Source organism: Nonomuraea sp. NPDC054003, from assembly GCF_055585125.1.
Genome location: NZ_JBVJKR010000005.1, coordinates 1 through 21,650 on the forward strand (window position 1 = coordinate 1; position 21,650 = coordinate 21,650).

The following is a 21,650-nucleotide window of genomic DNA, read 5'->3' on the forward strand; positions in this document are numbered from 1 at the left end:
CGGAGTGGCCGCCCTCATGTCACATCGATCTTCCCTTACGGGCGCCAAGGTGACGAACGGGTTCAAACCCGTACACCACTCCCGTGGACGCTAACCGACTGAGCCGGTTTTGCCATCAGGGGCGTGTGTCGTGGCCCCGGTCATGGCCGAGCGGTTCCTACCGTCTTGCGCATGATCAGATGCCTACTTCTCGCCTCGTTCGCGGCGGCGGCGCTGAGCGTGCCCGCTCCGGCGTCCGCCGCCGAGGACGAGCCCGTCATCAGGGAGATCGACGTACGGCCCGCCGCGCCCGTCGTCGGGGCCGAGGACTCCGTCCGTCTGGTGATCGACGTGGTCGCCAGGGGAGTGAGCGGGCGGCACGGGGTCGTCGTCGAGGTCGAGCCGGGCGCTCCGCCGGGGCCGGTGCTCGACAGCCGCCGGCCGGTCCGGCCGCCCGCCGCGGACGAGCGCGAGGAAGGCCGGTTCCCCCAGGACGGGCCCGGCGAGCCCAAGTCGAGCGGGTCCATCGCGGCCACGATGGCCTCGCGCCTGGTCACCGACGGCTGGCAGACCTGGCGGTTCCTGCCCGACAAGCGGCTCAACCGCTTCTATCCGGCCGGCACCTGGACCGTGACCGTGACCGCCAGGGGCGAAGGGGGAGCGGAGCGGACCGAGTACGCCTCGTTCCAGCTCAGGCGGGAGACCAGGCTGGCGGCCGTGAAGGCGGAGCGCGACGGTGCGGGCGTGCGGGTGAGCGGCCGCCTGAAGAGGCTGGATCCGCGCGGCTACGCCGGATTCCTGCCGTTCCGCGAGCAGCGGGTCGAGATCCTGTGGCGGCGGGACGCGTCGGACGGCTGGGAACGCGCGGCCGAGGCCGTCACCGACGGCCAGGGCGGCTTCTCGCGCACCGTGCCCGGCCGGGAGGACGGCGAGTGGCGGGTCCGCTACCCCGGGAACGGTCAGCAGGCCGAGGACGACTCGAAGATCCACCAGTTGTAGGGACAGCCGGCGGCGTTGCGGAATCGTGATCGGCTTTACCGCAACTTTTCCTTACCCTTACGCGTCATTGGCGTTGACGCGCCCTGTCGTGGGGCGCGTCCTCCTACGGGGAAGGAAGTCACTTTCATGATGCGACGACTCGCCGCCGGAGTGGCGGCGGCCGCCATGGGCGCCGCGGTGCTCGCCGGCACGGCCACCCCCGCGATGGCCGACGACGGGGGCCGCACGCGCCTGCAGATCGACGTCAACCCCGAGCCCGCGTGGCGCGGTCAGCCGCTGTCGGTCAAGGGCAAGCTCTCGGTGAAGTGCGACGAGGACTACATCGACGGCTTCGTGTCGGTCCACCACGCCGACCACTGCGACGAGACGGGCACCTGGCACCACCTCGGCTGGAAGCGGATCGTCATCCTCTTCAAGCCGGCCGGCAGCGGCAGGTGGGAGCACGTCGACACGGTCAAGACCTACCGTGACGGCTCCTTCCACACCAAGGTCAGGGCCCGCACGTCCGGCACCTGGCGCGGGGTCTTCGAAGGCTCCCGCCACCTGGCGCCCTCCGAGGGCACCGACTGGGTGAAGGTCCTCGGCCACCGTCACCGCCACTGAGAAACGCACGATGTCGCCCGGTCCCCCCTCGCGGGGCGACCGGGCGATCTACTTTGTAAAGGCGAAGCTCCGGTCGGCCCGGTTGCGGCGGAACCTGCCCAGCCGCTCGAAGTCCAGCTCGTACGCGGCGACGGCGGCCGACGGCTGGGCGGTGAAGAACCCCGCTCCGTCAGCCGGCGACGGGTTCGCCAGACCGGTCACCCCGGCGCAGGGCTGCCCGTGGTACCCGGCCTCGTGATGCCAGTCGCTGACCGCCACGTACGTCATGAACTCGTACGCCCGCGCCACGCTCATGTGCTCCCACAGGCTGCGCGCCGGGCCGGGCGTGGGCCACTGCGTCACCGAGAACGCGGGCACCACCACCACGTCGGCAGGCGGGCCCGCCAGGCTCCCCGAGTACCACAGGTCGGCGCAGAGCAGCACCCGCACCCGGCGGCCGGCCACCTCGAAGCCGTCCCCGATCGGCGCGGGCACGACCCCGTCGTCCCGCTCGACCCCGTACGGGTGGAACTTGCCGTACCCGGCGAGCACCTCGCCGGCCGCGGAGACCGCCAGACCCTGGTTGACCTTGCCGGCGCCGGCGGGCGCGTAGTGGGAGCCGCCCACGACGGCGGCGCGGGCCCGTGCCGCCAGGCCGCGCAGCCGCTCCAGGTACTCCCGCCGCGGCAGCTCGGAGCCGGCCAGTTCGGGGAGCACCACCAGGTCGGCGGGCGGAGCGCCGGCCAGCAGCGTCTCGACGGCGGTGAGGTTCGCGTGGCCGTCGGGGGACCAGCGGGCGGGCTGGACGAGGAGGATCCGCACGAATCCGCTCCTTCGGGGTTTTCCTCGCATCATGCCAGGCGGCCCCGAGGCGGCCTCGGGCCGTCCCCCCGCTGAACCCGGGTCTGCCCTGGCGCGTACCTTCTCACGTTCTGTTCAGGTGCCATGGAGGTGTCGTGGAGCTCAGCCTTTTGCGTGCCCAGGCGCACAGCCCTTCGTACTTCTCGTTGCTGCGCGGCTCCGACGGCCAGCGCCCGCCGGTGGACTTCTGCATCCCGTGCAACCCGTACTTCCCCACGCCGGAGATCTTCGAGCACCTGGGGAGGAACCTGGAGACGATCCTGAAGTTCTACCCGAGCGGCGCAGACACCATCACCGCCGAACTGGCGGCCACGATGGGGCTCCACCCCAAGACCGTGGCCATGGGCAACGGCTCCACCGAGCTGATCACCTGGATCGACCACCTGCTGGTGCGGGAGAGCCTGGCGATCCCCATCCCCACCTTCGGCCGCTGGACCGACCAGCCGATGGAGACCGGCAAGCGGGTCGACATGTATCCGCTGCTGGAGAGCCGGGGCTTCGCGCTCAACGTCAACGACTACGTGTCGTTCATCCGTACCCGCGGCTCCCGCGTCGCGGTCATCTGCAACCCGAACAACCCCGACGGCGGCTACCTGCCCAAGCACGAGGTGCTGCACCTGCTCGACCAGCTCATCGACCTCGACCTGGTGATCGTGGACGAGTCGTTCGGCGACTTCGTGGACGCCGAGCCCTACCCCGGGGTGGCGGCGGAGGCGGCGGTGCGGCCGAACGTGATCGTGCTGCGCAGCCTCGGCAAGAACTTCGGGCTGCACGGCATCCGCTTCGGCTACCTGGTCGCCAACCCGGCGCTGGCCGGGAAGATCGCGGACGCGCTGCCCAAGTGGAACCTGAACTCGTTCGCCGAGGTGGTCGTGTTCATGATGAAGCAGTGCATGGGCGAGTACCAGGAGAGCCTGCGGCGCCTCGCCCAGGACCGGCGCGCCATGTACCACCAGCTGTCGTGCATGCCGGAGCTGACGGTGTTCCCGTCGCAGGGCAACTTCCTGCTGGTGAAGCTGCCGTCCGGCTTCGACGGGGTGCCGCTGCGCGACCACCTGCTGGCCGAGCACGGCGTGTACGTCCGCGAGTGCGGCAACAAGCTGGGCACCACCAGCCAGTTCCTGCGCCTGGTGGTGCGCCCTCAGGAGGACGTGCGGCGGCTGCTGGTCGGCATGACCCAGTTCCTCTACTCGGGGAGCCTGCACGAGGTGCCGGTGATCGGGGTGCACCACCGTCACCCGAACTCGCTGTCGGCCTGACAGGCCTGGTAGGTCTGGGGGCGCGGCGGCTGACATGCCGCGGCGCCCCGCGGTGGGAGTCGCGAGGCGCCGCGGTCTCCTCCACACGCCGCGTGAGGAGAAGCTCAGCAGGCTGTCAGCGGGCGGCGAAGTTCTGGGTCCAGTAGATCTGGCCCGAGGAGTTCTTCACGGCGCCGACGCCGATCAGGTTGTACGAGCAGTTCATGATGTTGGCCCGGTGACCCGAGCTGTTCATCCAGGCCTTGACCACGTCGGCCGGCGTGCGCTGGCCCATGGCGATGTTCTCGGCCCAGCCGCGCCCGCCGGTGAAGCCGGCCTGCCGGATGCGGTCCATGAACGAGCGGCCGTCCTGCGAGGTGTGGCTGAAGTAGCCGTTCCTGGCCATGTCCGAGGAGTGCCCGGCGGCGGCCTTGTTGAGCTGCGGGTCGTGCTTGAGCGCCTGGCAGCCGCCCTTGGCGCGCTCGGCGTTGGTGAGGCGGACGACCTCGTTCTCCTCGGCCGTGCCCACGGTGCCGGGCGACGAGGTCGTGGTGGGCTGGGGAGCCTGGGTGGCGGTGCGGGTGGGGGTCGGCCTGGGCGTCTGCGTCGCCGTGCGGGTCTGGGTGGGCGTCGGCCTCGGCGCCTGCGTGGCGGTGCGGGTGGCCGTCGGAGCGGGCTGGGGAGTCCTCGTCGCGGTGGGGACCGGCGTGGCGGCCAGGTCGCACTCCTTCACGCGGACCGCCCGGGACTTGCCCGCGTGGCCGCGGTAGTCGGTGGCGACGGCGTAGTACGTGCCCGGCGCGCACGCCATCGCGACGGTGACGCGAGGGCTGCGGCCCCGGTCGGCGCCGCTCTTGAGGATCCGGTCCTTGCCCGGCACCGCTCGCAGGATGCGCACTCGTACCGTGCCGTAGGTGTAGCAGCCGCGCAGGGCGGCGGTCGCCCGGATCTTGCCGTCGTCGGCGAGACGCGGCTTGGTCACGGAGACGCGGCAGGCCGACTGGGGCACCGTCGCGGCGTTCGCCGTGGCGACGGGTGCCGAGAGCGCGGCCGCGCCCACGAGGCAAGCGAGTACCCCTAAGGGTCTGCGCATGGGGGGATTCCTTCCAGTTTGCGGTAGAGAGGCTGGATGGATTCCGCATTCTGCCGAGTCCGTCTCGCCTTTGTCACCAAAAACCGGATATTTGTGTAAACCAAAGGGGCCTCTCAGGCGTCTGGGACGCCTGCGAGAGGCCCCTTCTCATGGGGATACGCGGACAGGTGGGACTCGGTTCACCACTGCCGCTGTCGAACGCGCGGCCACCGGCCCGCGCGGAGGCCGGTCAGCCGAGCCCGAAGGCGTCCAGGAGCCCGGCGATCCTGAGCTGGTCGAAGACCCGGGGGGTCGGGTTGACCACCCTGAACCCGGCCTCGACCTCCCACGCCGACTTCATGGCGTCGACCAGCACGCCGACGCCGGAGGAGTCGAGGAACGTCACCTCGCCCATCTCGACCCGCACCGCGCGGGGCCGCCGCGCCGTCACCGCGGAGGAGATCGTCTCCCGCACCCGCGCGGCGTTCGTGAAGTCGATGTCGCCGCGCAGCACCACGGTCAGCGTCCCGTCCGTGACCTCGCCCACCGAAACCACGTCCATGTCGCGTTCGCCTCCTCGGAGCCTGGGCGAGCCTCGCCTGCTTGCCCGTACGCTGCCATACTCGGCCGCGTCCGGTCGAACCGGCCCGGCGCGGCGTCCACGCCGGGCTTCCCCCACCGCTGTCTATCATCGGGACCTCCGCGCCGCTACGGCGGGCTGCCGGTCGATCGTGCGGAGGGACGCCGCCGCCCCCGCCCGGCGAGGTGCGGGCGGGGGCGGCGGCGTGTGCGGGGACGGCCGGGCGGCCGGTCAGCGGGCGCCGAGCAGGTGGTCCATCGCCAGCTGGTCCAGGCGCTCGAACGCCATGCCGCGGCCGCCCGCCGCGTCCGCGTCGAACTCCTCGAAGGCGGTGCGGTCGGCCAGCAGGTCCGCCAGCGACTCCCCGTCCGCCAGCGTCGGGCGGGCCAGGTCGTCCAGCCGGGCCGCCCGCAACGCCTCCTGCACCTCCGGGTCCGCGCGGAACGCCGCCGCGCGCTCCTTCAGCAGCAGGTACGTCCGCATGTTCCCGGCCGCCGAGGCCCACACGCCGTCGATGTCCTCGGTGCGCGGCGGCTTGAAGTCGAAGTGCCGCGGGCCGGTGTATCCGCCGGTCTCCAGCAGGTCCACCACCCAGAACGCGTCGCGCAGGTTGCCGGCGCCGAACCGCAGGTCCTGGTCGTACTTGACGCCGGTCTGGCCGTTCAGGTCGATGTGGAAGAGCTTGCCGTGCCACAGCGCCTGGGCGATGCCGTGGGTGAAGTTGAGCCCGGCCATCTGCTCGTGGCCGGTCTCGGGGTTGACGCCGACCAGCTCGGGATGGGCGAGCTCCTCGATGAACGCCAGCGCGTGGCCCACGGTGGGCAGCAGGATGTCGCCGCGCGGCTCGTTCGGCTTGGGCTCGACCGCGAAGCGCAGATCGTACCCCTGGCCGAGCACGTACTCGCCGAGCAGGTCGAACGCCTCCTTGAGCCGGTCCAGGGCCACCCGCACGTCCTTGGCCGCGCCGGACTCGGCGCCCTCGCGCCCGCCCCACGCCACGTACACCTTGGCGCCCAGCTCGACGGCGAGGTCGATGTTGCGGATGGTCTTGCGCAGCGCGTAGCGGCGCACGTCGCGGTCGTTCGCGGTGAACGCGCCGTCCTTGAAGACCGGGTGCGTGAACAGGTTGGTGGTCGCCATCGGCACCACGAGGCCGGCCGCGTCCAGCGCCTGGCGGAAGCGCTTGACGTGGCCTTCGCGCTCGGCGTCGGTCGAACCGAACGGGATGAGGTCGTCGTCGTGGAAGGTCACGCCGTACGCGCCCAGCTCGGCGAGGCGGTTGACGCTCTCCACCGGGTCCAGCGGGGGGCGGGTGGCGTCGCCGAACGGGTCGCGGCCCTGCCATCCGACGGTCCACAGGCCGAACGAGAACTTGTGCTCCGGGCGGGGAGTGAGGCTGTCAGTCATCGGACTCCTATTCGTAAGGGCAAAAAACAAATTAATATGCGGGAGCGCGGTAGGGAAGCCCACAACCGGGAGGCACCATGTCGGCACAGCGCGTCGTCATCGGCATCGACAGCTCCACCCAGTCGGCGAAGGCCGTCGCCGTGGACGTGGACACCGGCGCGATCGTGGGAGAAGGCCGAGCCCCGCACAGCGTGACCTCGGGCGCGGGCCGCGAGAGCGACCCGGAGCAGTGGTGGCGGGCGCTGTGCGCGGCCGTCGAGCAGACCGGCTGGGCCGGCCGGGCCGGCGCGGTCTCCGTCGGCGGCCAGCAGCACGGCCTGGTCACCCTCGACGAGTCCGGCGCGCCCGTCCGGCCCGCCCTGCTCTGGAACGACGTCCGCTCCGCCGGGCAGGCGGCCGCGCTGGCCGACAAGTACGGCCCCGAGACGCTCGCCCGGCGCACCGGCAGCGTGCCGACGGCGGCGTTCACCATCTCCAAGTGGCTGTGGCTGCGCGAGAACGAGCCGCACCACGCCGCGCGGGCCGCGGCCGTCCGGCTGCCGCACGACTACCTCACCGAGCGCCTGACCGGCGAGGGCGTCACCGACCGCGGCGACGCCTCCGGCACCGGCTGGTGGACGCCCCAGGGGTACGACACGGACCTGCTGCGCGACATCGGGCTCGACCCGGCGCTCCTGCCCAGGGTCGTCTCGGGGCGGGCGGGCACCGTACGGGCGGGCGGGCCGCTGCCCGAGGGCACCCTCGTCGCCTCGGGCACCGGCGACAACATGGCCGCCGCGCTCGGCCTCGGCCTCGAACCCGGCACCCCGGTGCTCAGCCTCGGCACCTCCGGCACCGTCTACGCCGTCACCCGGCAGCACCCCGAGGACCCGACCGGCATCGTCGCCGGGTTCGCCGACGCGCTGGACAACTGGCTGCCGCTGGCCTGCACGCTCAACTGCACCCAGGCCATCGACAAGATCGCCGCCCTGCTCGGCCGGGATCGGGAGGCGGTCGAGCCGGGCGGCGACGCCGTCGTGCTGCCGTTCCTCGACGGCGAGCGGACCCCCAACCTGCCGCACGCCGCCGGGCTCGTGTACGGGCTGCGTCACGACACCACCGCCGGGCAGGTGCTGCAGGCCGCCTACGACGGCGCCGCCGCGGCCCTGCTGGCGGCGCTCGACGACGTGCTGCGCGCCGGCGGCGAGCGGCCCGACCCGGCCACGCCGCTGCTGCTCATCGGCGGCGGCGCCAGGGGCGCCGCCTGGCGGCAGACGATCCTGCGCCTGTCCGGGCGGCCGGTGCTGGTGCCGGCGGCGGCCGAGCTCGTCGCCCTCGGCGCCGCCGCCCAGGCCGCGGCCCTCCTCACGGGCGAGGCCCCGGACGCGGTCGCCCGCCGCTGGGGCACGGCCCGCGGCGAGCTCCTGGAGCCGGTGCCCCGGGACGTCGCGGCGGTGGAACGCATCGCCGGCACCCTGCCCCGCGCCGGCCAGCTCTTCACCCGGCTCTGATGTCGGAAGAACCGCCATGCGTCCCCACCGGCTCTGATCCGAGAGAACCGCCATGCGCCCCTTCCCCCGGCCCCTCGTACCCGACCCCCGCACCCTCCCTGGTCCGGCTTCCCCTCCTGTACCGGCGCGGAGACCTGCTGACCACGCCGGGAGCCCTCGCAGGCTGTCCCCGGCCACGGCGCGTACGCTCCCTGGTCCGGGCCGCGTACGTTCCCTGCTCTGGTCCTTCGGTCAGTGAGACGGGGGCAGTGCTGGGGATGCCCGCCGGTCTTGGTCTTTGGCGCGGGCTGTGTGGGGCGGGTCGGGCGCTCCCCACTCCCGGTTTTCCGCCCGCACCGAGTACGCTCCCCGGTCCGGTTCTTGGGTCTGTGTGATCGAGGGTGACGCGCGGGTGAGCGTTGGTTTGGGTTTTTGGTGGGCGGGCCCGGCTGTTTGGTTGGCGCTTCGGTACGGTTTGCGCCGTTGGGGGTGGTCGGTCAGGTGAGGGCGTTGTTCGGGGGAGGTCCGGGGTGAGAGGCGGGACGCGGCCCGCGTCGCAGCGGAGCATGCGGCAGCACAACCTGGCCCTGGTCATGGGCACCGTCGCCGGGCGCGGCCCGGTGTCCAGGGCGGCCGTCGCCGGGCACACCGGGTTGACCAGGGCGGCCGTGTCGAGCCTGGTCGACGAGCTGCTCGCCGCCGGGCTGCTGACCGAGCTGGGACCGGCCGCCAACGGGCGGGTCGGGCGGCCGGGCAGCGCGCTCATGGTCAGCGACCGGGGTCCCGCCGGGCTCGGGCTGGAGGTCGGCGTCGAGCACCTGGGCGTGTGCGTGACCGACCTGCGCGGCCAGGTACGCGCCTGGACGGTGGTGGACAGCCCGAACGCCGCTCTGCCGCCCGCCGAGGTGCTCGCCCGGCTATCCGCGCTCGCCGACGACGCGACGGCAGACGTGGCCGGGCTGGGGTTGCGGCCGGTGGCGGCGGTGATGGCCGTGCCCGGTCTGGTCGCCGACGCCTCCGGCACCGTCGGGAGCGCCCCCAACCTGGGCTGGCACGACGTCCCCGTGGCGGACCTGTGGCCGGGCGCGCTGCCGCCGCGGGTCGAGAACGAGGCCAACCTGGGGGCGCTCGCCGAGCTCTGGGCGCACCCGGTGGCGTCCGACTTCATCCACGTCTCGGCGGAGAGCGGCATCGGCGCCGCCCTGGTGGTGGGCGGCCGCCTCTTCACCGGCGCACGCGGCCTTGCTGGCGAACTGGGCCACATGCCTGTCCACCCCGACGGCCCGCCCTGCTCCTGCGGCGCCCGCGGCTGCCTGGAACAGTACGCCGCCAAAGCCGCCGTCCTCCGCACCGCCGGCCTCCCTTCCCCTTCCGCCCCCACCACCACCCCCTCCCTCACTACCTCCACGCCCCCCACCTCCACGCCGGCCTCCACCGTGCCCGCCTCCACCGCGCCGGTTTCCCTCGCGTCCACCACGTCCGCGCCTGCTGCGTCCGCGCCTGCTGCGTCCGCGCCTGCTGCGTCCGCGCCTGCTACGTCCGCGTCCGCCACCTCCACTCCCGCCACCACGTCAGCGCCTGCCACGTCCGCACCCGGCACCCCCGCGTCCGCCGCCCCCGCACCGGTCACCCCGGCACCCGTCACCCCCGGGCTAGAAGCTCGGACGACGGCCCATTCAGCCGACTTGGGTGCCGCCCCGGCAAGGCAGCAAGCGGCTCCTCCCGGTTCCGGTGGCCCTCCGGCGACGCCTTGCGGGAGCGGGGGCACTCCGGCGGATCCCTCCGATCCCGATGCGCCCATAGCGGGGCTTCCGGCGGTTTCCTCTGATCCCGGAATACCTGTGGCCGGCCTCCTGGTCGATCCCGATGCGCCTGGGGCGGGGATCCAAGAGCGGTCTGGCGGATGGGGTGGACGGATGCCTGGTCCCGATGGGATCGGGTTGCTGGCGGCGCGGGCGCGGGAGGGGGACGCGCGGGTGGTGGCGGCGCTGGAGGAGGCCGGGAGGGCGCTGGGGACGGCGCTGGCCGGGGCGGTGAATCTGCTCGACCCGGCCGCCGTGGTGCTCGGCGGGGCCTATGCGGAGCTGGGGGAGTGGCTGGTGCCGCCGATACGGCGGGAGCTGGCCGCGCGGGTGACCGTACGGGAGTGGGACCCGGAGGCGCTGACCGTGTCGGAGCTGGGGAGGCGCGGGCCGCTGCTGGGAGCGGCGCTGGCCACGGTGCGCTCGGTGCTGGAGGACCCGGCCGCGCTCTGGGCCTGAACCCCGAGGGTGCTCTCCCGGGCGATCAGCGTGTGGGAGGCGCACACCTCCTGGGGGCGCCGGTCGGGAGCCGGGCCCGCCAGGAGGCCGGCGAGCAGGTCGACGGCCGTCTGGGCGATGCCCGCGCGGTCGGGCGCGATGGTCGACAGCGACGGGGTGGAGAACCGCCCGTCCTCGATGTCGTCGAAGCCGAACAGCGCGATGTCGTCCGGCACCCGCACCCCGCGCGACAGCAGCGTGCGCAGCGCGCCCAGGGCGAGCGTGTCGTTGAAGCAGAAGACCGCGTCCGGCCCGGCCCCGGAGTCCAGCAGATCGGCCATCGCCCGGGCCCCGTCCGCGCGGTGGAAGGCGTCCACGGGCACGACCAGCGCGGGGTCCTCCGCGAGCCCGGCGGCGGCCAGCGCCTGCCGGTAGCCGCGCAGCCGCAGCCGCGCCGTCGCCCCGGACGCGGCCTGGCGCGCGCCTATCGCCGCGATGCGGCGCCTGCCCAGCCCGGTCAGGTGCGAGGTGGCCTCTTGCGCCGCGGCCACGTTGTCGATGCAGACATGGTCGTACGCGGTGCGCCGCCGGCCGATCCGCTCGCCGAGCAGCACCATCGGCGTGTGGTCGGCGCGCTGGGCGAGGTCGGCGGCGGTGAGCGCGAGCGGGCTGAACAGCAGGCCGTCGATGAGGTGGGCCCGGATGCCCGACACGACCAGGCGCTCCTTGGCCCGGTCGCCCTGCGTCTGGTCGATGAGCACGGTCCAGCCGTGCCGGTCCGCGGCGGTGATCACGTTGGTGGCCAGCTCGGCGAAGTAGGGGATGTCCAGGTCGGGCACCGCCAGCGCGATCACTCCCGACCGGCCCTGCCGCAGGTTGCGCGCGGTCAGGTTGGGCCGGTAGTTCAGCTCGGCGATGGCCCGCTCCACCCGCTCGCGGGTCTCCGGTTTGACGAACGGGTAGCCGTTGACGACGTTGGAGACCGTCTTGATCGACACTCCGGCGAGCTCGGCGACGTCCTTCAGTCGTGGCTGCACAGAGGCACTATAGCCGGGTTTCCAACGATGTAACACTTCAGTCTCCTCCTGTTTACAACGTTGGATTCATCGATGTAGAAATGCGGTCATCTCACCACCGTTGGGGAAGTGATCGTGATGACCGAGACGTCTACCCACACCCTCACCCGCCGCGGCCTGCTCGGCCTCGGCGCCGGCGCCGGCACCGCCCTGCTCCTCGCGGCCTGCGGCGGAGGCGGCGGTCCCGCCGGCCCCGCGGCCCGCCGATCCGGCCCCGCCTCCGCCGCCCCGACCGCCTACACGGGCCCGAACGTGACCCTGTCCTTCTGGAACGGCTTCACCGGCGGCGACGGCCCGTACATGAAGAAGCTCGTGGACCAGTTCAACGGCGAGCACCCCAACATCAAGGTGACGATGAACGTCTACCAGTGGGCGGACTACTACGCGAAGGTGCCCGCCGCGGTCACCGCGGGACAGGGCCCCGACCTGGGCATCATGCACGTCGACAGCGTGGCGACCAACGCCGCCCGCCAGATCGTGCTGCCGCTGGACGACCTGGCCGCCTCGCTCCAGCTCGCCGAGGCCGACTTCTCCCCGCCGGTCTGGCAGGCAGGCACCTACAAGGGCGGCCGGTACGCCATCCCGCTGGACGTGCACCCGCTCGGCATGTTCTACAACAAGACCGTCATGCGGGAGGCCGGCCTCGACCCGGAGAAGCCGCCGCAGACCGCCGGCGACTACCTGGCCGCGCTGGAGGAGCTGAAGAAGGCCGGCGTGCAGGGACACTGGGCGACCCCGTTCCCGTTCACCGGCACGTTCCAGTTCACCAGCCTCCTCTACCAGCGCGGCGGCACGCTCTTCAACGACGACGCCTCCAAGGCCATGTTCGGCGGGGACGCCGGCGTGCAGGCCCTGACCTGGCTCGTCGACCTGGTCAAGAAGGGCTACAGCCCGAAGAACGTGGGCCAGGACGCCGACGTCATCGCGCTGAAGAACGGCAAGGCCGCCTTCAACTGGAACGGCATCTGGACCATCAACACCCTCAACGAGGTCGAGGGCCTGGAGTGGGGCGTCGCGCCGCTGCCGCAGATCGGCTCCCAGCCGGCGGCGTGGGCGGGCTCGCACCAGTTCGTGGTGTTCAAGCAGCGCAGCCAGGACGACGACAAGCTCACCGCGGCCAAGGTGTTCATCAACTGGATCAGCCGCCACTCCCTGGAGTGGGCCAAGGGCGGCCAGGTCCCCGCCCGCAAGGCGATCAGGGAGAGCGCCGAGTTCCAGGCGCTGAAGGAGCAGGCGACCATCGGCTCCCAGATCGACCACCTGTTCTTCCCGCCGCCGGTCGCGGGCGTCGCCGACGTCAGCCCGCTCATCGACACCGCCGTCAACAGCGCGATCCTGCTCAAGAAGGAGCCGGCGGCCGCCCTGTCGGACGCCGTGACCAAGGCCGACAAGCTCCTGGAGCAGAACCGCAAGAAGTACGGCGGCTGATCCCGTGGTGGACGTACGCATCCGGCGGCCCGCACCGGTCGGGGGAGGCATGACGGCGCCCCCCGTGCGCAGGCGCGGGCGGCTCACGCCGCTGTTCTTCCTGAGCCCGTACCTGCTGCTGTTCTGCCTGTTCGTGGCCGTGCCGGCGGTGTACGGCCTCTACATCAGCCTGCACGAGTGGGACTACCTGCTGCCCGGCAAGCCGTTCGTCGGGCTGGACAACTACGCGGCGCTGTTCGACCCGGACTCGCCGGTGCACGACAACTTCTGGACCTCGATGAAGGCCACCGGCGTCTTCACCCTCGGCAGCGTGCCGCCGCTGGTGGTGCTGCCGCTCGGGGTGGCGATGATCCTGAACCGGCGCTTCCCCGGCCGGACGTTCTTCCGCGCGGTGTTCTTCCTGCCGTTCGTGCTCGGCGTCGCGGTCATCGGCGTCATGTGGCGCATCCTGCTCGACCCGAACCTGGGCTTCGTCAACCACCTGTTCGGCCTGGACATCCCGTGGACGACCGACCTGCCGTGGGCGTGGGTGTCGCTGATCGGCATCACGGTGTGGTGGACGCTCGGCTTCAACGCCGTCATCTACCTGGCCGGGCTGCAGGACATCCCGCGCGAGCTGTACGACGCCGCGTCCGTGGACGGGGCGGGCGCCTGGCAGCGGTTCGTGCACGTCACCCTGCCAGGGCTGCGGCCGGTGGCGGTGTTCGTCACCACCGTGACGATCCTGGCCTCGGCCAACATGTTCGGCCAGGCGCTGCTGGTCACCCAGGGCGCGCCCGGGATCGAGACCCGCACCGCGATCATGTACATCGCCCAGGAGGGTCTCGTCGACTACCGGATGGGCAGCGCCGCCGCCATGAGCTACGTGCTCACCCTCGCCCTCATCGTGGTCAGCGTGATCAACTTCCGGATCTTCAGGAGCAGGTCATGAAGACGCTGAAGGCGTCCGCCTGGTACGTCATGCTCGTCGGCTTCGCCGCGATCGTGATCGTGCCGCTGCTGTGGATGCTGCTCACCTCGCTCAAGACCAACGTCGAGGCGACCCGGATCCCGCCCACGTTCGTGCCCGAGAAGTGGAGCACCGGCGCCTACGGGACGCTGGCCGAGGGCACCAGCGAGACGCCGGTGCTGCGCTGGTTCCTCAACAGCATGGTCGCCGCCACCGGGCAGACCGTGCTCGTGCTGGTGGTCGCCTCCACCGCCGCCTACGCCCTGGCCCGGCTGGAGTTCCGCGGCCGCGGCCTGCTGTTCGGGATCATCGTGGGCACGCTGCTGGTGCCGAGCTTCACGCTGCTCATCCCGAACTTCCTCGTCGTGGACCAGCTCGGCTGGCTCGACAGCCCGTGGGCGCTCATCGTGCCCGGCGCTGCCAGCGCGTTCGGGGTGTTCTTCCTGCGCCAGTTCTTCCTGTCGCTGCCGCCCGAGCTGGAGGAGGCCGCCACCCTGGAGGGCGCCAACCACCTGCAGATCTTCCTGCGCATCGTGCTGCCGCTGGCCCGGCCCGCGCTGGCCACGCTGGCGGTGCTCACCTTCCTGAGCAACTGGAACGAGTTCATCTGGCCCATCTACGTGCTGTTCAGCCCGGACCAGTTCACGCTGCCGCCGGGGCTGTCCATCCTGCAGGGCGCCTACACCATCGACTATCCGGTGATCATGGCGGGCGCGGTGCTCGCCAGCGTCCCCGTCCTCGTCCTGTTCGTCATCGCCCAGCGCTACGTCATCGAGGGCGTGTCCCGGTCGGGCCTCAAGGGCTGACCCGTCCGCATTTCAAGGAGCTGTTTACGTGGAGACCGCACGGCTGACCCTGGACCGCGACTTCACCATCGCCCCGGTCGGCAGGCGCCTGTTCGGCTCGTTCGTCGAGCACATGGGCCGCTGCGTCTACACCGGGATCTTCGAACCCGGCCATCCGACCGCCGACGAGCACGGCTTCCGCGCCGACGTGCTGGAGCTGACCCGCGAGCTGGGGGTGAGCGTCGTACGGTACCCCGGCGGCAACTTCGTCTCCGGCTACCGCTGGGAGGACGGCGTCGGCCCGGTCGCCGACCGGCCCACCCGGCTGGACCTGGCCTGGCGGCAGATCGAGACCAACCGGTTCGGCCTCGACGAGTTCATGACCTGGACGCGGGCCGCCGGGGTGGAGCCGATGATGGCGGTCAACCTCGGCACCCGCGGCATCCAGGAGGCGTGCGACCTGCTGGAGTACGCCAACCACCCCGGCGGCACCCGCCTGTCCGACCTGCGGGCCGAGCACGGCAGGCCCGACCCGTACGGGATCCGGCTGTGGTGCCTGGGCAACGAGATGGACGGGCCGTGGCAGGTCGGCCACAAGACCGCGGACGAGTACGGCCGGCTCGCCAACGAGACGGCGCGGGCCATGCGGCTCGTCGACCCGGACGTGCGGCTGGTGCTCTGCGGCAGCTCCAACAGCCGGATGCCGACGTTCGGCGGCTGGGAGGCGACCGTGCTGGAGCACGCCTACGACGCCGTCGACTACCTGTCGCTGCACGCGTACTACGAGGAGGACGGCGACCTGCCCGGCTTCCTGGCCAGCGCGGCCGACATGGACCGGTTCATCTCCTCGGTGGTCGCCACCGCCGACCACGTCGCCGCCAAGCAGCGCACCCGCAAGCGGATCGACCTGTCCTTCGACGAGTGGAACGTGTGGAACCAGGCCGACTACCACGGCCGCGAGCGGGAGCCGTTCGAGGAGGCGCCGCGCCTCATCGAGGACACCTACACCGCCGCCGACGCCGTCGTCGTCGGCGACCTCCTCATCACGCTGCTGCGGCACGCCGACCGGGTGGCGGTCGCCTGCCAGGCGCAGCTCGCCAACATCATCGCGCCCATCCGCACCGAACCCGGCGGCCCCGCCTGGCGGCAGAGCATCTTCCACCCGTTCGCGCTGACCGCCCGGCACGCGCGCGGCGAGGTGCTGCGCGTCGAGCCGGTGTCGCCGTCGCTCGACACCGGGCGGCACGGCGAGGTGCCGCAGCTGTCCGCGGTGGCCACGCTCGACGAGGACGGGGTGACGCTGTTCGCCGTCAACCGGTCGCTGGACCGGCCGCTGGAGATGACCGCCGACCTGCGGGACGTGCACGCGGACCGCGTCGTCGAGGCGTGCACCCTCGCCGAGGACGACCCGCACCGGGTGGGCGGCCCCGCCGAGGAGGTGCGGCCCCGGCCGCTCGACGGCGTGAAGGCCGACGGCGGGACGCTCACCGCGGTGCTTCCCCCGGCCTCCTGGACAATGGTCAGACTGGGGCGCCGGGCATGAACCCCCGCGTCCTGGCGGGCGCGCTCCTGTGCCTGCTGGCCGCCTGTTCGACGGCAACCCCCACGGGAGAGAGCATGACCTTCACCAACCCGGTCCACGACGCGAACTTCCCCGACCCGGGCGCCCTCCGGGTGGGCGCGACGTGGTACGCGTACGGGACCAACGGGGGCGGCGCGAACGTGCCCCTGCTCACCTCGCCCGACCTGGTGACCTGGACGCCCCGCGGCGACGTGCTGCCCGAGCTCGGCTCGTGGGCCGAGCCGGGCCACACCTGGGCGCCGGAGGCGATCCAGGTGACCGGCGACCGGTTCGCCCTCTACTACACGGCCCGCGCCGCCGGGACCGGCCGCCAGTGCGTCGGCGTCGCCACCGCTGCCCGCCCGGAGGGGCCGTTCAGGGACGACTCCGGCACCCCGCTCGTCTGCCAGGCCGGCGAGGGCGGCTCCATCGACGCCAGCCCGTTCCGCGACGCCGACGGCGCGCTCTACCTCTACTGGAAGAACGACGGCAACGCGATCGGGGAGACCACCTGGCTGTACGGGCAGCGCCTCACCCCCGACGGGCTCGGCCTCGAAGGGGAGCGGGTGCGGCTGCTGGCGAACACCGCAGCCTGGCACGGCAAGGTCGTCGAGGCGCCCCAGCTCGTCCGCCACGAGGGCCGCTACTACCTGTTCTACTCGGCCAACGCCTTCGACGCCGCCGCGTACGCGGTCGGGTACGCCACCTGCGACACCCCGCTCGGCCCCTGCCACGACGCCCTCGAGAACCCGATCCTGTCCAGCGGCGAGGGGGCGGAAGGGCCCGGCCACAGCTACCTGGTGACGACGCCGGGCGGGCAGACCTGGCTGCTCTACCACGCCTGGCCGCCGGGCGCGATCGGCAGCGTGGAGCCGGGGCGGCGGCTCTGGCTGGACCGGGTCGACTGGGAAGACGGCAAGCCGATCGTGCGCGGCCCCACCGCGACCCCCCAGCCCCACCCCGCCTAAGGTGGGCCGGCCTAGCGTCTTCTGTCCTGGCGGCGGGCCAGCAGCGCCAGCCCGCCCGCCAGCGCGAGCAGGCCGCCGCCCGCCAGCCAGGGCAGGCCGGCGGCCCCGTCCGGCGGCTTCGCGGCGATCGTGAACACCACGTCCGAGCACGAGTAGTACGTGTCCGGAGTGTCGGTGTTGCGCCAGACCGTGTAGATCAGGTGACGCCCCGTCTTGCCCGCGGGCAGGCGGCCCTCCATGACGTATGAGCCGTCCCGCATCGGCGGGTCGGTCGCCTCCACGAACGGGCGCGGCTCCAGGTCGTCCCAGCCGAGCGGCCGGGCGGGGTCGTAACCGTCAGCCGTCACGTACAGGTGGAAACTGCCCCGGTGCGGGATCGTGCCCCGGTACCTGAAGGTGAGGTCGCCGCCCCGCACGAGCGTGGTGGCGGGCCAGTCGGCGCGCGGCAGGTCCAGGCCCCGGTAGGCGTCGAGCCCGCCGCTGCACAGCCTGCCGTCGGGGATCACCTCGCGATCCCGCCCGCCGACGTCCGCCACCCGCAGGTCGTCCCACGCGTCCGGCAGGCCGCCGCCGCTCGCCGCAGCCGCGGCGGCGCACGCCGGCTCCCGCGGCGCCCCCTCCGCCCCGCAGGCCGCCGCCCGGCTGACGGGCTCCTCCAGCGCCCCGTGGGAGCCGGTCGCCCACAATCCCAGCACCGCGACGGCCACTCCGGCGATCCGCTGACGCACCTCGGCCGACCTCCTCCTCCGGCGACACCCTGCGCTCAGAGGTACGCCGCCGGGCCCCGGGCAGTTCAGGCCCATGGCGTAAAGGGGACATTGAGCAGTTAATGAGCGTAGAACGACCTGTTGAGTGAGCAATGCCCCGGCGCATGCTCGCCGGGTGAACAGGGGGCGGGACAAGGCGTACGAGAGCCGGCACCGCAAGGCGGACCGGCTGTACGAACTCGACGGGTTACGGCTGGCGGCGGCGCTGTGCGTGGTGCTCTTCCACTACACGTTCTCCGGGCCGGTGGGCGGCACGACGACGATCACGTATCCGGAGATCTCCGGTCTGACCCAGTACGGCTACCTGGGCGTGGACCTCTTCTTCCTCATCAGCGGCTTCGTGGTGCTGATGAGCGCCTGGGGCAAGAGCCCGCGCGCGTTCGCCGCCTCCCGGCTGGCCCGGCTCTACCCGGCCTACTGGCTGGGCGTGGCCGTGACCGCGCTGGTGACGGTGACGCTCGGCCAGGGCATGTTCGAGGTCTCGCCGGTCCAGGTGCTGGCCAACCTGACCATGTTCCAGTCGGTGGCCGACGTGCCGAACGTGGACGTCGTCTACTGGACGCTCTGGGCCGAGATGCGGTTCTACTTCCTCATCCTGGCGTTCGCCTGGGTGGGGATGACCAGGGGCCGGGTCATGGCCATGCTGTGGGGGTGGCTGGCCATGACCGCCCTGGTCCAGGCCGGGGTGCTGCCGGGAGTCGCCGACCTGGTCGTGCAGTCGGAGTTCGCGCACTACTTCATCGCCGGCATGGCGCTGTTCATGGTGTACCAGTTCGGGGTCACCTGGCAGACGCTGCTCCTCGTGCCGCTCTGCCTGGCCAACGCGGTGTACCGCGGCATCGGGTACGCCGACGCCGTCGGGCGGCGGTACGGGGCCGAGTACGATCCGTGGGTGATCGCGATCGTGATCGCGGCGGCGTTCCTGGTCATGACGCTGGTCGCGGTGCGCGCGCTGCGGCCGCTCGCCCGGCCCTGGCTGGTGACGGCGGGAGCGCTCACCTACCCGCTCTACCTGCTGCACGGTCACATCGGCTTCGTCGTCATCGAGCGGACCGGCGACGTCGTGGACCGGTGGGTGCTGCTGGCGGCGCTGGTCGCGGTCATGTGCCTGGCCGCCCACGCCGTGCACCGCTGGGTGGAGCGGCCCGCCGCCCCACTGGTCAGGCGTCTGGCCGGGCCCCGAACACCTCCTGGTGCCACAGGATCTCCGCCACCCGTTCCAGTCCGGCCGCCAGATGCCGCCGGTAGGTACTGAACGGCAGCCCCAGCCTCTCGGCCGCGGCCTCCTGCGTGGGGACGCGGCCGAAGTACGTGGTGGCCAGCGCCCGGTGGAAGCGGTCCGCGCGCGGGTCCTGCCGCACCTGCTCGACCGCCTGTTCCAGCAGGTCGCGCACGGCCCGCGCGGGGTCGCGCTCGGGGTGCACGGCGACCAGCCGGCACCGGGCCAGCGCGTTGCCCGCCAGCGCGTCCGGCCGCGACACGTTCCGTAGCGCGTCGCGTACCGCCGCGTCGAAGTCCGTACGCGCCAGCACCGCGAGCTCCTTGCCCTGCGGGGACGCGGGCCTGCGCAGGCCCAGCCCGCGCGTGCTCATCCGCTCCAGCCAGGCCTCCGGCGTGATGGTGCGCCAGTCGTGCGCGAACAGGCCGAACGTCTCGCGTCCCAGCGGGATGCGGACGCCCAGGTCGTGCATGTCGTAGTGGCCCAGGTAGCGCCGCCACGAGTCCGGGTCCCGCATGACCAGGAACGTCCAGGCCAGCCGGTCGGAGCGCAGGCACTCGCCCACCGCGCGCCACTGCACCAGGTCCATGACCGGCGACCTGCCGTGGAAGGGGGGCAGCACCCAGGCGCGGGCCAGCGCGATGTGCTCGCCGGGCCGCGGCGGCGCGGTCTCCTCCACGTGCCGCCACGCCGCCGCGATGAGCGGGCAGTCGGCGTCCGGCTCGGCCGGGCCGCTCACCCGCACCCACGACATGAGCGCGACCGGCTCGCCGGTCTCGGTGCGCCGGTGCACCCAGAACCCCTCCGGCTGCCGGTCGATCCAGTAAGCGGCGTCCGAGGCCGACGCCTCGCCCTCGGCCTCGGCGGCCATCCGCAGGACCTCGTCGCGGTCCTCGGGGTTGAAGGCCTCCTCGTGCACCTCGCCGTCGCCGCGCCAGTTCTGGAACTTCGAGGTCACCCCGTCGTGGCGGTGCAGGAAGAACAGCGAGCCCATGGCCGTCAGCGTGTCCTGCCCTGCGGCGGCCCGCACCTGCGCGGCCAGGTGGGCGTGGATGCGGTGGTGCATGTCCGCGTACCCCTCGGGGTCGCGCCAGCGCAGGTCCGCCTCCAGCGCGTCGCGCACCACGTCGTGCGGGAACAGGCCGTGCCGGCCCGACTCGATGAACGGCAGCCGCCGCAGCCAGTCGAACAGCGGCTTCGGATGGTCGGGCAGCACCGCGCGCAGCAGCTCCTCGGTGGTGGCGTGGGCGTGGGCGCACACCTCCAGGGCATGGCGGTGGGCCGCCGAGGGCACCTCGCCGACGAGCTGGTCCAGCAGCGTCTCGGCGAGCTCCTCCGGGATGTCCTTGTCCAGGGTCCAGCGGGCCGAGGCCCGCTCGTCCTTGGCGGCGACGGCCGCGCCCAGGCACAGCGCCAGCGGGTGGCCTCCCGCGAAGGCCAGCAGGGGCTCGCGCAGGTCCGCCGCCACCCCGCGGGCGTCGATCAGCGCCATCGCCTCCTGCGGCGCGAGCGTGCGCAGCCGGATCACCCGCAGCACCTCGGCCCAGCCGGGGTCGGCCTGCCAGCGCAGGTCGGGCGGGTTGCGCCCGGCGACCACGACGAGGGCTCCCGCCGGCACCCGCGGCAGGAACCTCTCGCGCAGCCAGCCCTCCAGGCCCTGGCACCGCTCGAACGTGTCGACCAGGAGCACCCCGCGCTCCACGGTCAGCACCTGCCCGGCCTCGGCCTCGAAGCCGCCGGGCGACGGGTCGACGGTGTGCCCGTCCACCGTCACCACCGGACGGCCCGCCGCGGCGGCCTCTGCGGCGAACCGGCGCAGCAGCGCCGACTTGCCGATGCCGCCCGAGCCGTGCACGAACAGGACCATGAACGAGCGGTCCGTGCCGAGCGCGGATCGGAAGAGGGCCTGCTCCTCCTCCCGCCCCACGAACGCGCGGTCACGGGCGGCCTCCAGGCGCTGCCCCAGTGACGAGAAATCCGCCTCAGGACCCGATAACATGCGGGCCACGATAGCTGTGTGATCTTGACAAGGTCCGGCTAATACAGATCGTCAAACGTGAAAAATTCAACAGAATTTGCTCGCGAGTCATGTTGGCCGAGCACGCGCGGGGCCGTGCTAGTCTTAGAGACGTTGCAGTTCTGGTACCCATGACTTCGTGTGCGCCTAACGGTATGTAACCGTCGGGCGCATTTTGTTTTACCGGTCATTTCCGGATGGGTCCGGACACTCCGGCTCTGTACTCATCAAAGGAGAAATGACATGGCCACAGGCACCGTGAAGTGGTTCAACGCCGAAAAGGGCTTCGGCTTCATCGAGCAGGACGGCGGCGGCGCCGACGTCTTCGCCCACTACTCCAACATCGCCGCTCAGGGCTACCGCGAGCTGCGTGAGGGCCAGAAGGTGAGCTTCGACATCACCCAGGGCCAGAAGGGCCCGCAGGCGGAGAACATCGTCCCCGCCTGACGCTCC

The 21,650-nt window shown here is 72.4% G+C and carries 18 protein-coding genes and 1 pseudogene; 12 read left to right on the forward strand and 7 right to left on the reverse strand.

The window, feature by feature from the left end:
• Nucleotides 1–171 precede the first annotated feature (171 nt).
• Complete coding sequence (locus ACZ6YG_RS13735) at nucleotides 172–978, forward strand: hypothetical protein (protein ID WP_466018171.1); 807 nt, start codon at nucleotides 172–174, stop codon at nucleotides 976–978.
• 126 nt (nucleotides 979–1,104) lie between these two features.
• Nucleotides 1,105–1,581: a hypothetical protein gene (locus ACZ6YG_RS13740; RefSeq protein WP_219547734.1), complete on the forward strand. Its 477-nt coding sequence runs from the start codon at nucleotides 1,105–1,107 to the stop codon at nucleotides 1,579–1,581.
• A gap of 48 nt (nucleotides 1,582–1,629) precedes the next feature.
• Here ACZ6YG_RS13740 and ACZ6YG_RS13745 read toward each other — a convergent pair whose 3' ends face one another.
• A complete protein-coding gene (locus ACZ6YG_RS13745; protein WP_187281134.1) occupies nucleotides 1,630–2,382 on the reverse strand; it encodes a carbon-nitrogen hydrolase family protein in 753 nt (250 codons plus the stop codon).
• Nucleotides 2,383–2,516: 134 nt separating this feature from the next.
• Here ACZ6YG_RS13745 and ACZ6YG_RS13750 point away from each other — a divergent pair, with 134 nt between their 5' ends.
• Complete coding sequence (locus ACZ6YG_RS13750; protein ID WP_219547738.1) at nucleotides 2,517–3,680, forward strand: pyridoxal phosphate-dependent aminotransferase; 1,164 nt, start codon at nucleotides 2,517–2,519, stop codon at nucleotides 3,678–3,680.
• A gap of 115 nt (nucleotides 3,681–3,795) precedes the next feature.
• Here ACZ6YG_RS13750 and ACZ6YG_RS13755 read toward each other — a convergent pair whose 3' ends face one another.
• From ACZ6YG_RS13755 to xylA, 3 genes are all read right to left on the reverse strand, one after another.
• A complete protein-coding gene (locus ACZ6YG_RS13755; protein ID WP_466018172.1) occupies nucleotides 3,796–4,752 on the reverse strand; it encodes a CAP domain-containing protein in 957 nt (318 codons plus the stop codon).
• A gap of 229 nt (nucleotides 4,753–4,981) precedes the next feature.
• A complete protein-coding gene (locus ACZ6YG_RS13760; RefSeq protein WP_219547742.1) occupies nucleotides 4,982–5,293 on the reverse strand; it encodes an STAS domain-containing protein in 312 nt (103 codons plus the stop codon).
• Nucleotides 5,294–5,542: 249 nt separating this feature from the next.
• The gene (gene xylA / locus ACZ6YG_RS13765) at nucleotides 5,543–6,718 is read right to left on the reverse strand and encodes a xylose isomerase (protein ID WP_148031333.1); all 1,176 of its coding nucleotides are present in this window, start codon (nucleotides 6,716–6,718) and stop codon (nucleotides 5,543–5,545) included.
• A gap of 77 nt (nucleotides 6,719–6,795) precedes the next feature.
• Between xylA and xylB the strand changes: the two genes are divergently transcribed.
• The gene (xylB, locus tag ACZ6YG_RS13770; protein ID WP_219547746.1) at nucleotides 6,796–8,208 is read left to right on the forward strand and encodes a xylulokinase; all 1,413 of its coding nucleotides are present in this window, start codon (nucleotides 6,796–6,798) and stop codon (nucleotides 8,206–8,208) included.
• A gap of 509 nt (nucleotides 8,209–8,717) precedes the next feature.
• Nucleotides 8,718–10,448 (forward strand): ROK family transcriptional regulator, encoded by a 1,731-nt coding sequence (locus ACZ6YG_RS13775; RefSeq protein WP_466018173.1) that lies wholly within the window; start codon nucleotides 8,718–8,720, stop codon nucleotides 10,446–10,448.
• A 20-nt stretch (nucleotides 10,449–10,468) separates the two neighbouring features.
• On the opposite strand, the pseudogene ACZ6YG_RS13780 reads toward ACZ6YG_RS13775, so the two are convergent.
• Nucleotides 10,469–11,500, reverse strand: a pseudogene (locus ACZ6YG_RS13780) (LacI family DNA-binding transcriptional regulator); the annotation flags it as partial.
• Nucleotides 11,501–11,581: 81 nt separating this feature from the next.
• Between ACZ6YG_RS13780 and ACZ6YG_RS13785 the strand changes: the two are divergent.
• From ACZ6YG_RS13785 to ACZ6YG_RS13805, 5 genes are read left to right on the forward strand one after another with little or no spacing between them, the layout of a single operon-like run.
• Nucleotides 11,582–12,931, forward strand: a complete 1,350-nt coding sequence (locus tag ACZ6YG_RS13785) for an ABC transporter substrate-binding protein (protein WP_466018174.1) — start codon at nucleotides 11,582–11,584, stop codon at nucleotides 12,929–12,931.
• A 49-nt stretch (nucleotides 12,932–12,980) separates the two neighbouring features.
• A complete protein-coding gene (locus tag ACZ6YG_RS13790; RefSeq protein WP_219547751.1) occupies nucleotides 12,981–13,862 on the forward strand; it encodes a carbohydrate ABC transporter permease in 882 nt (293 codons plus the stop codon).
• On the forward strand, nucleotides 13,859–14,686 hold the full coding sequence (locus tag ACZ6YG_RS13795) for a carbohydrate ABC transporter permease (RefSeq protein ID WP_466018175.1): 828 nt from the start codon (nucleotides 13,859–13,861) through the stop codon (nucleotides 14,684–14,686). Before ACZ6YG_RS13790 ends, ACZ6YG_RS13795 begins: the two co-directional genes overlap by 4 nt.
• A 28-nt stretch (nucleotides 14,687–14,714) precedes the next feature.
• Entirely contained in the window at nucleotides 14,715–16,208 is a 1,494-nt protein-coding gene (arfA, locus tag ACZ6YG_RS13800) for an arabinosylfuranosidase ArfA (protein WP_466018176.1), read from the forward strand.
• Complete coding sequence (locus ACZ6YG_RS13805) at nucleotides 16,205–17,194, forward strand: glycoside hydrolase family 43 protein (RefSeq protein WP_271280401.1); 990 nt, start codon at nucleotides 16,205–16,207, stop codon at nucleotides 17,192–17,194. Before arfA ends, ACZ6YG_RS13805 begins: the two co-directional genes overlap by 4 nt.
• An 11-nt stretch (nucleotides 17,195–17,205) precedes the next feature.
• Here the strand turns inward: ACZ6YG_RS13805 and ACZ6YG_RS13810 are convergent, their stop codons facing one another.
• Complete coding sequence (locus ACZ6YG_RS13810; protein ID WP_466018177.1) at nucleotides 17,206–17,922, reverse strand: lytic polysaccharide monooxygenase auxiliary activity family 9 protein; 717 nt, start codon at nucleotides 17,920–17,922, stop codon at nucleotides 17,206–17,208.
• 154 nt (nucleotides 17,923–18,076) lie between these two features.
• Between ACZ6YG_RS13810 and ACZ6YG_RS13815 the strand changes: the two genes are divergently transcribed.
• Nucleotides 18,077–19,216, forward strand: coding sequence for an acyltransferase family protein (locus ACZ6YG_RS13815; protein WP_466018178.1), 1,140 nt, complete (start codon nucleotides 18,077–18,079; stop codon nucleotides 19,214–19,216).
• Here the strand turns inward: ACZ6YG_RS13815 and ACZ6YG_RS13820 are convergent.
• Nucleotides 19,122–21,179, reverse strand: coding sequence for an ATP-binding protein (locus ACZ6YG_RS13820; protein WP_466018179.1), 2,058 nt, complete (start codon nucleotides 21,177–21,179; stop codon nucleotides 19,122–19,124). The two genes, ACZ6YG_RS13815 and ACZ6YG_RS13820, sit on opposite strands and share 95 nt — an antisense overlap.
• Before the next feature lie 261 nt (nucleotides 21,180–21,440).
• Here ACZ6YG_RS13820 and ACZ6YG_RS13825 point away from each other — a divergent pair, with 261 nt between their 5' ends.
• Nucleotides 21,441–21,644 (forward strand): cold-shock protein, encoded by a 204-nt coding sequence (locus ACZ6YG_RS13825; RefSeq protein ID WP_148031343.1) that lies wholly within the window; start codon nucleotides 21,441–21,443, stop codon nucleotides 21,642–21,644.
• The last annotated feature ends 6 nt before the right edge of the window (nucleotides 21,645–21,650 follow it).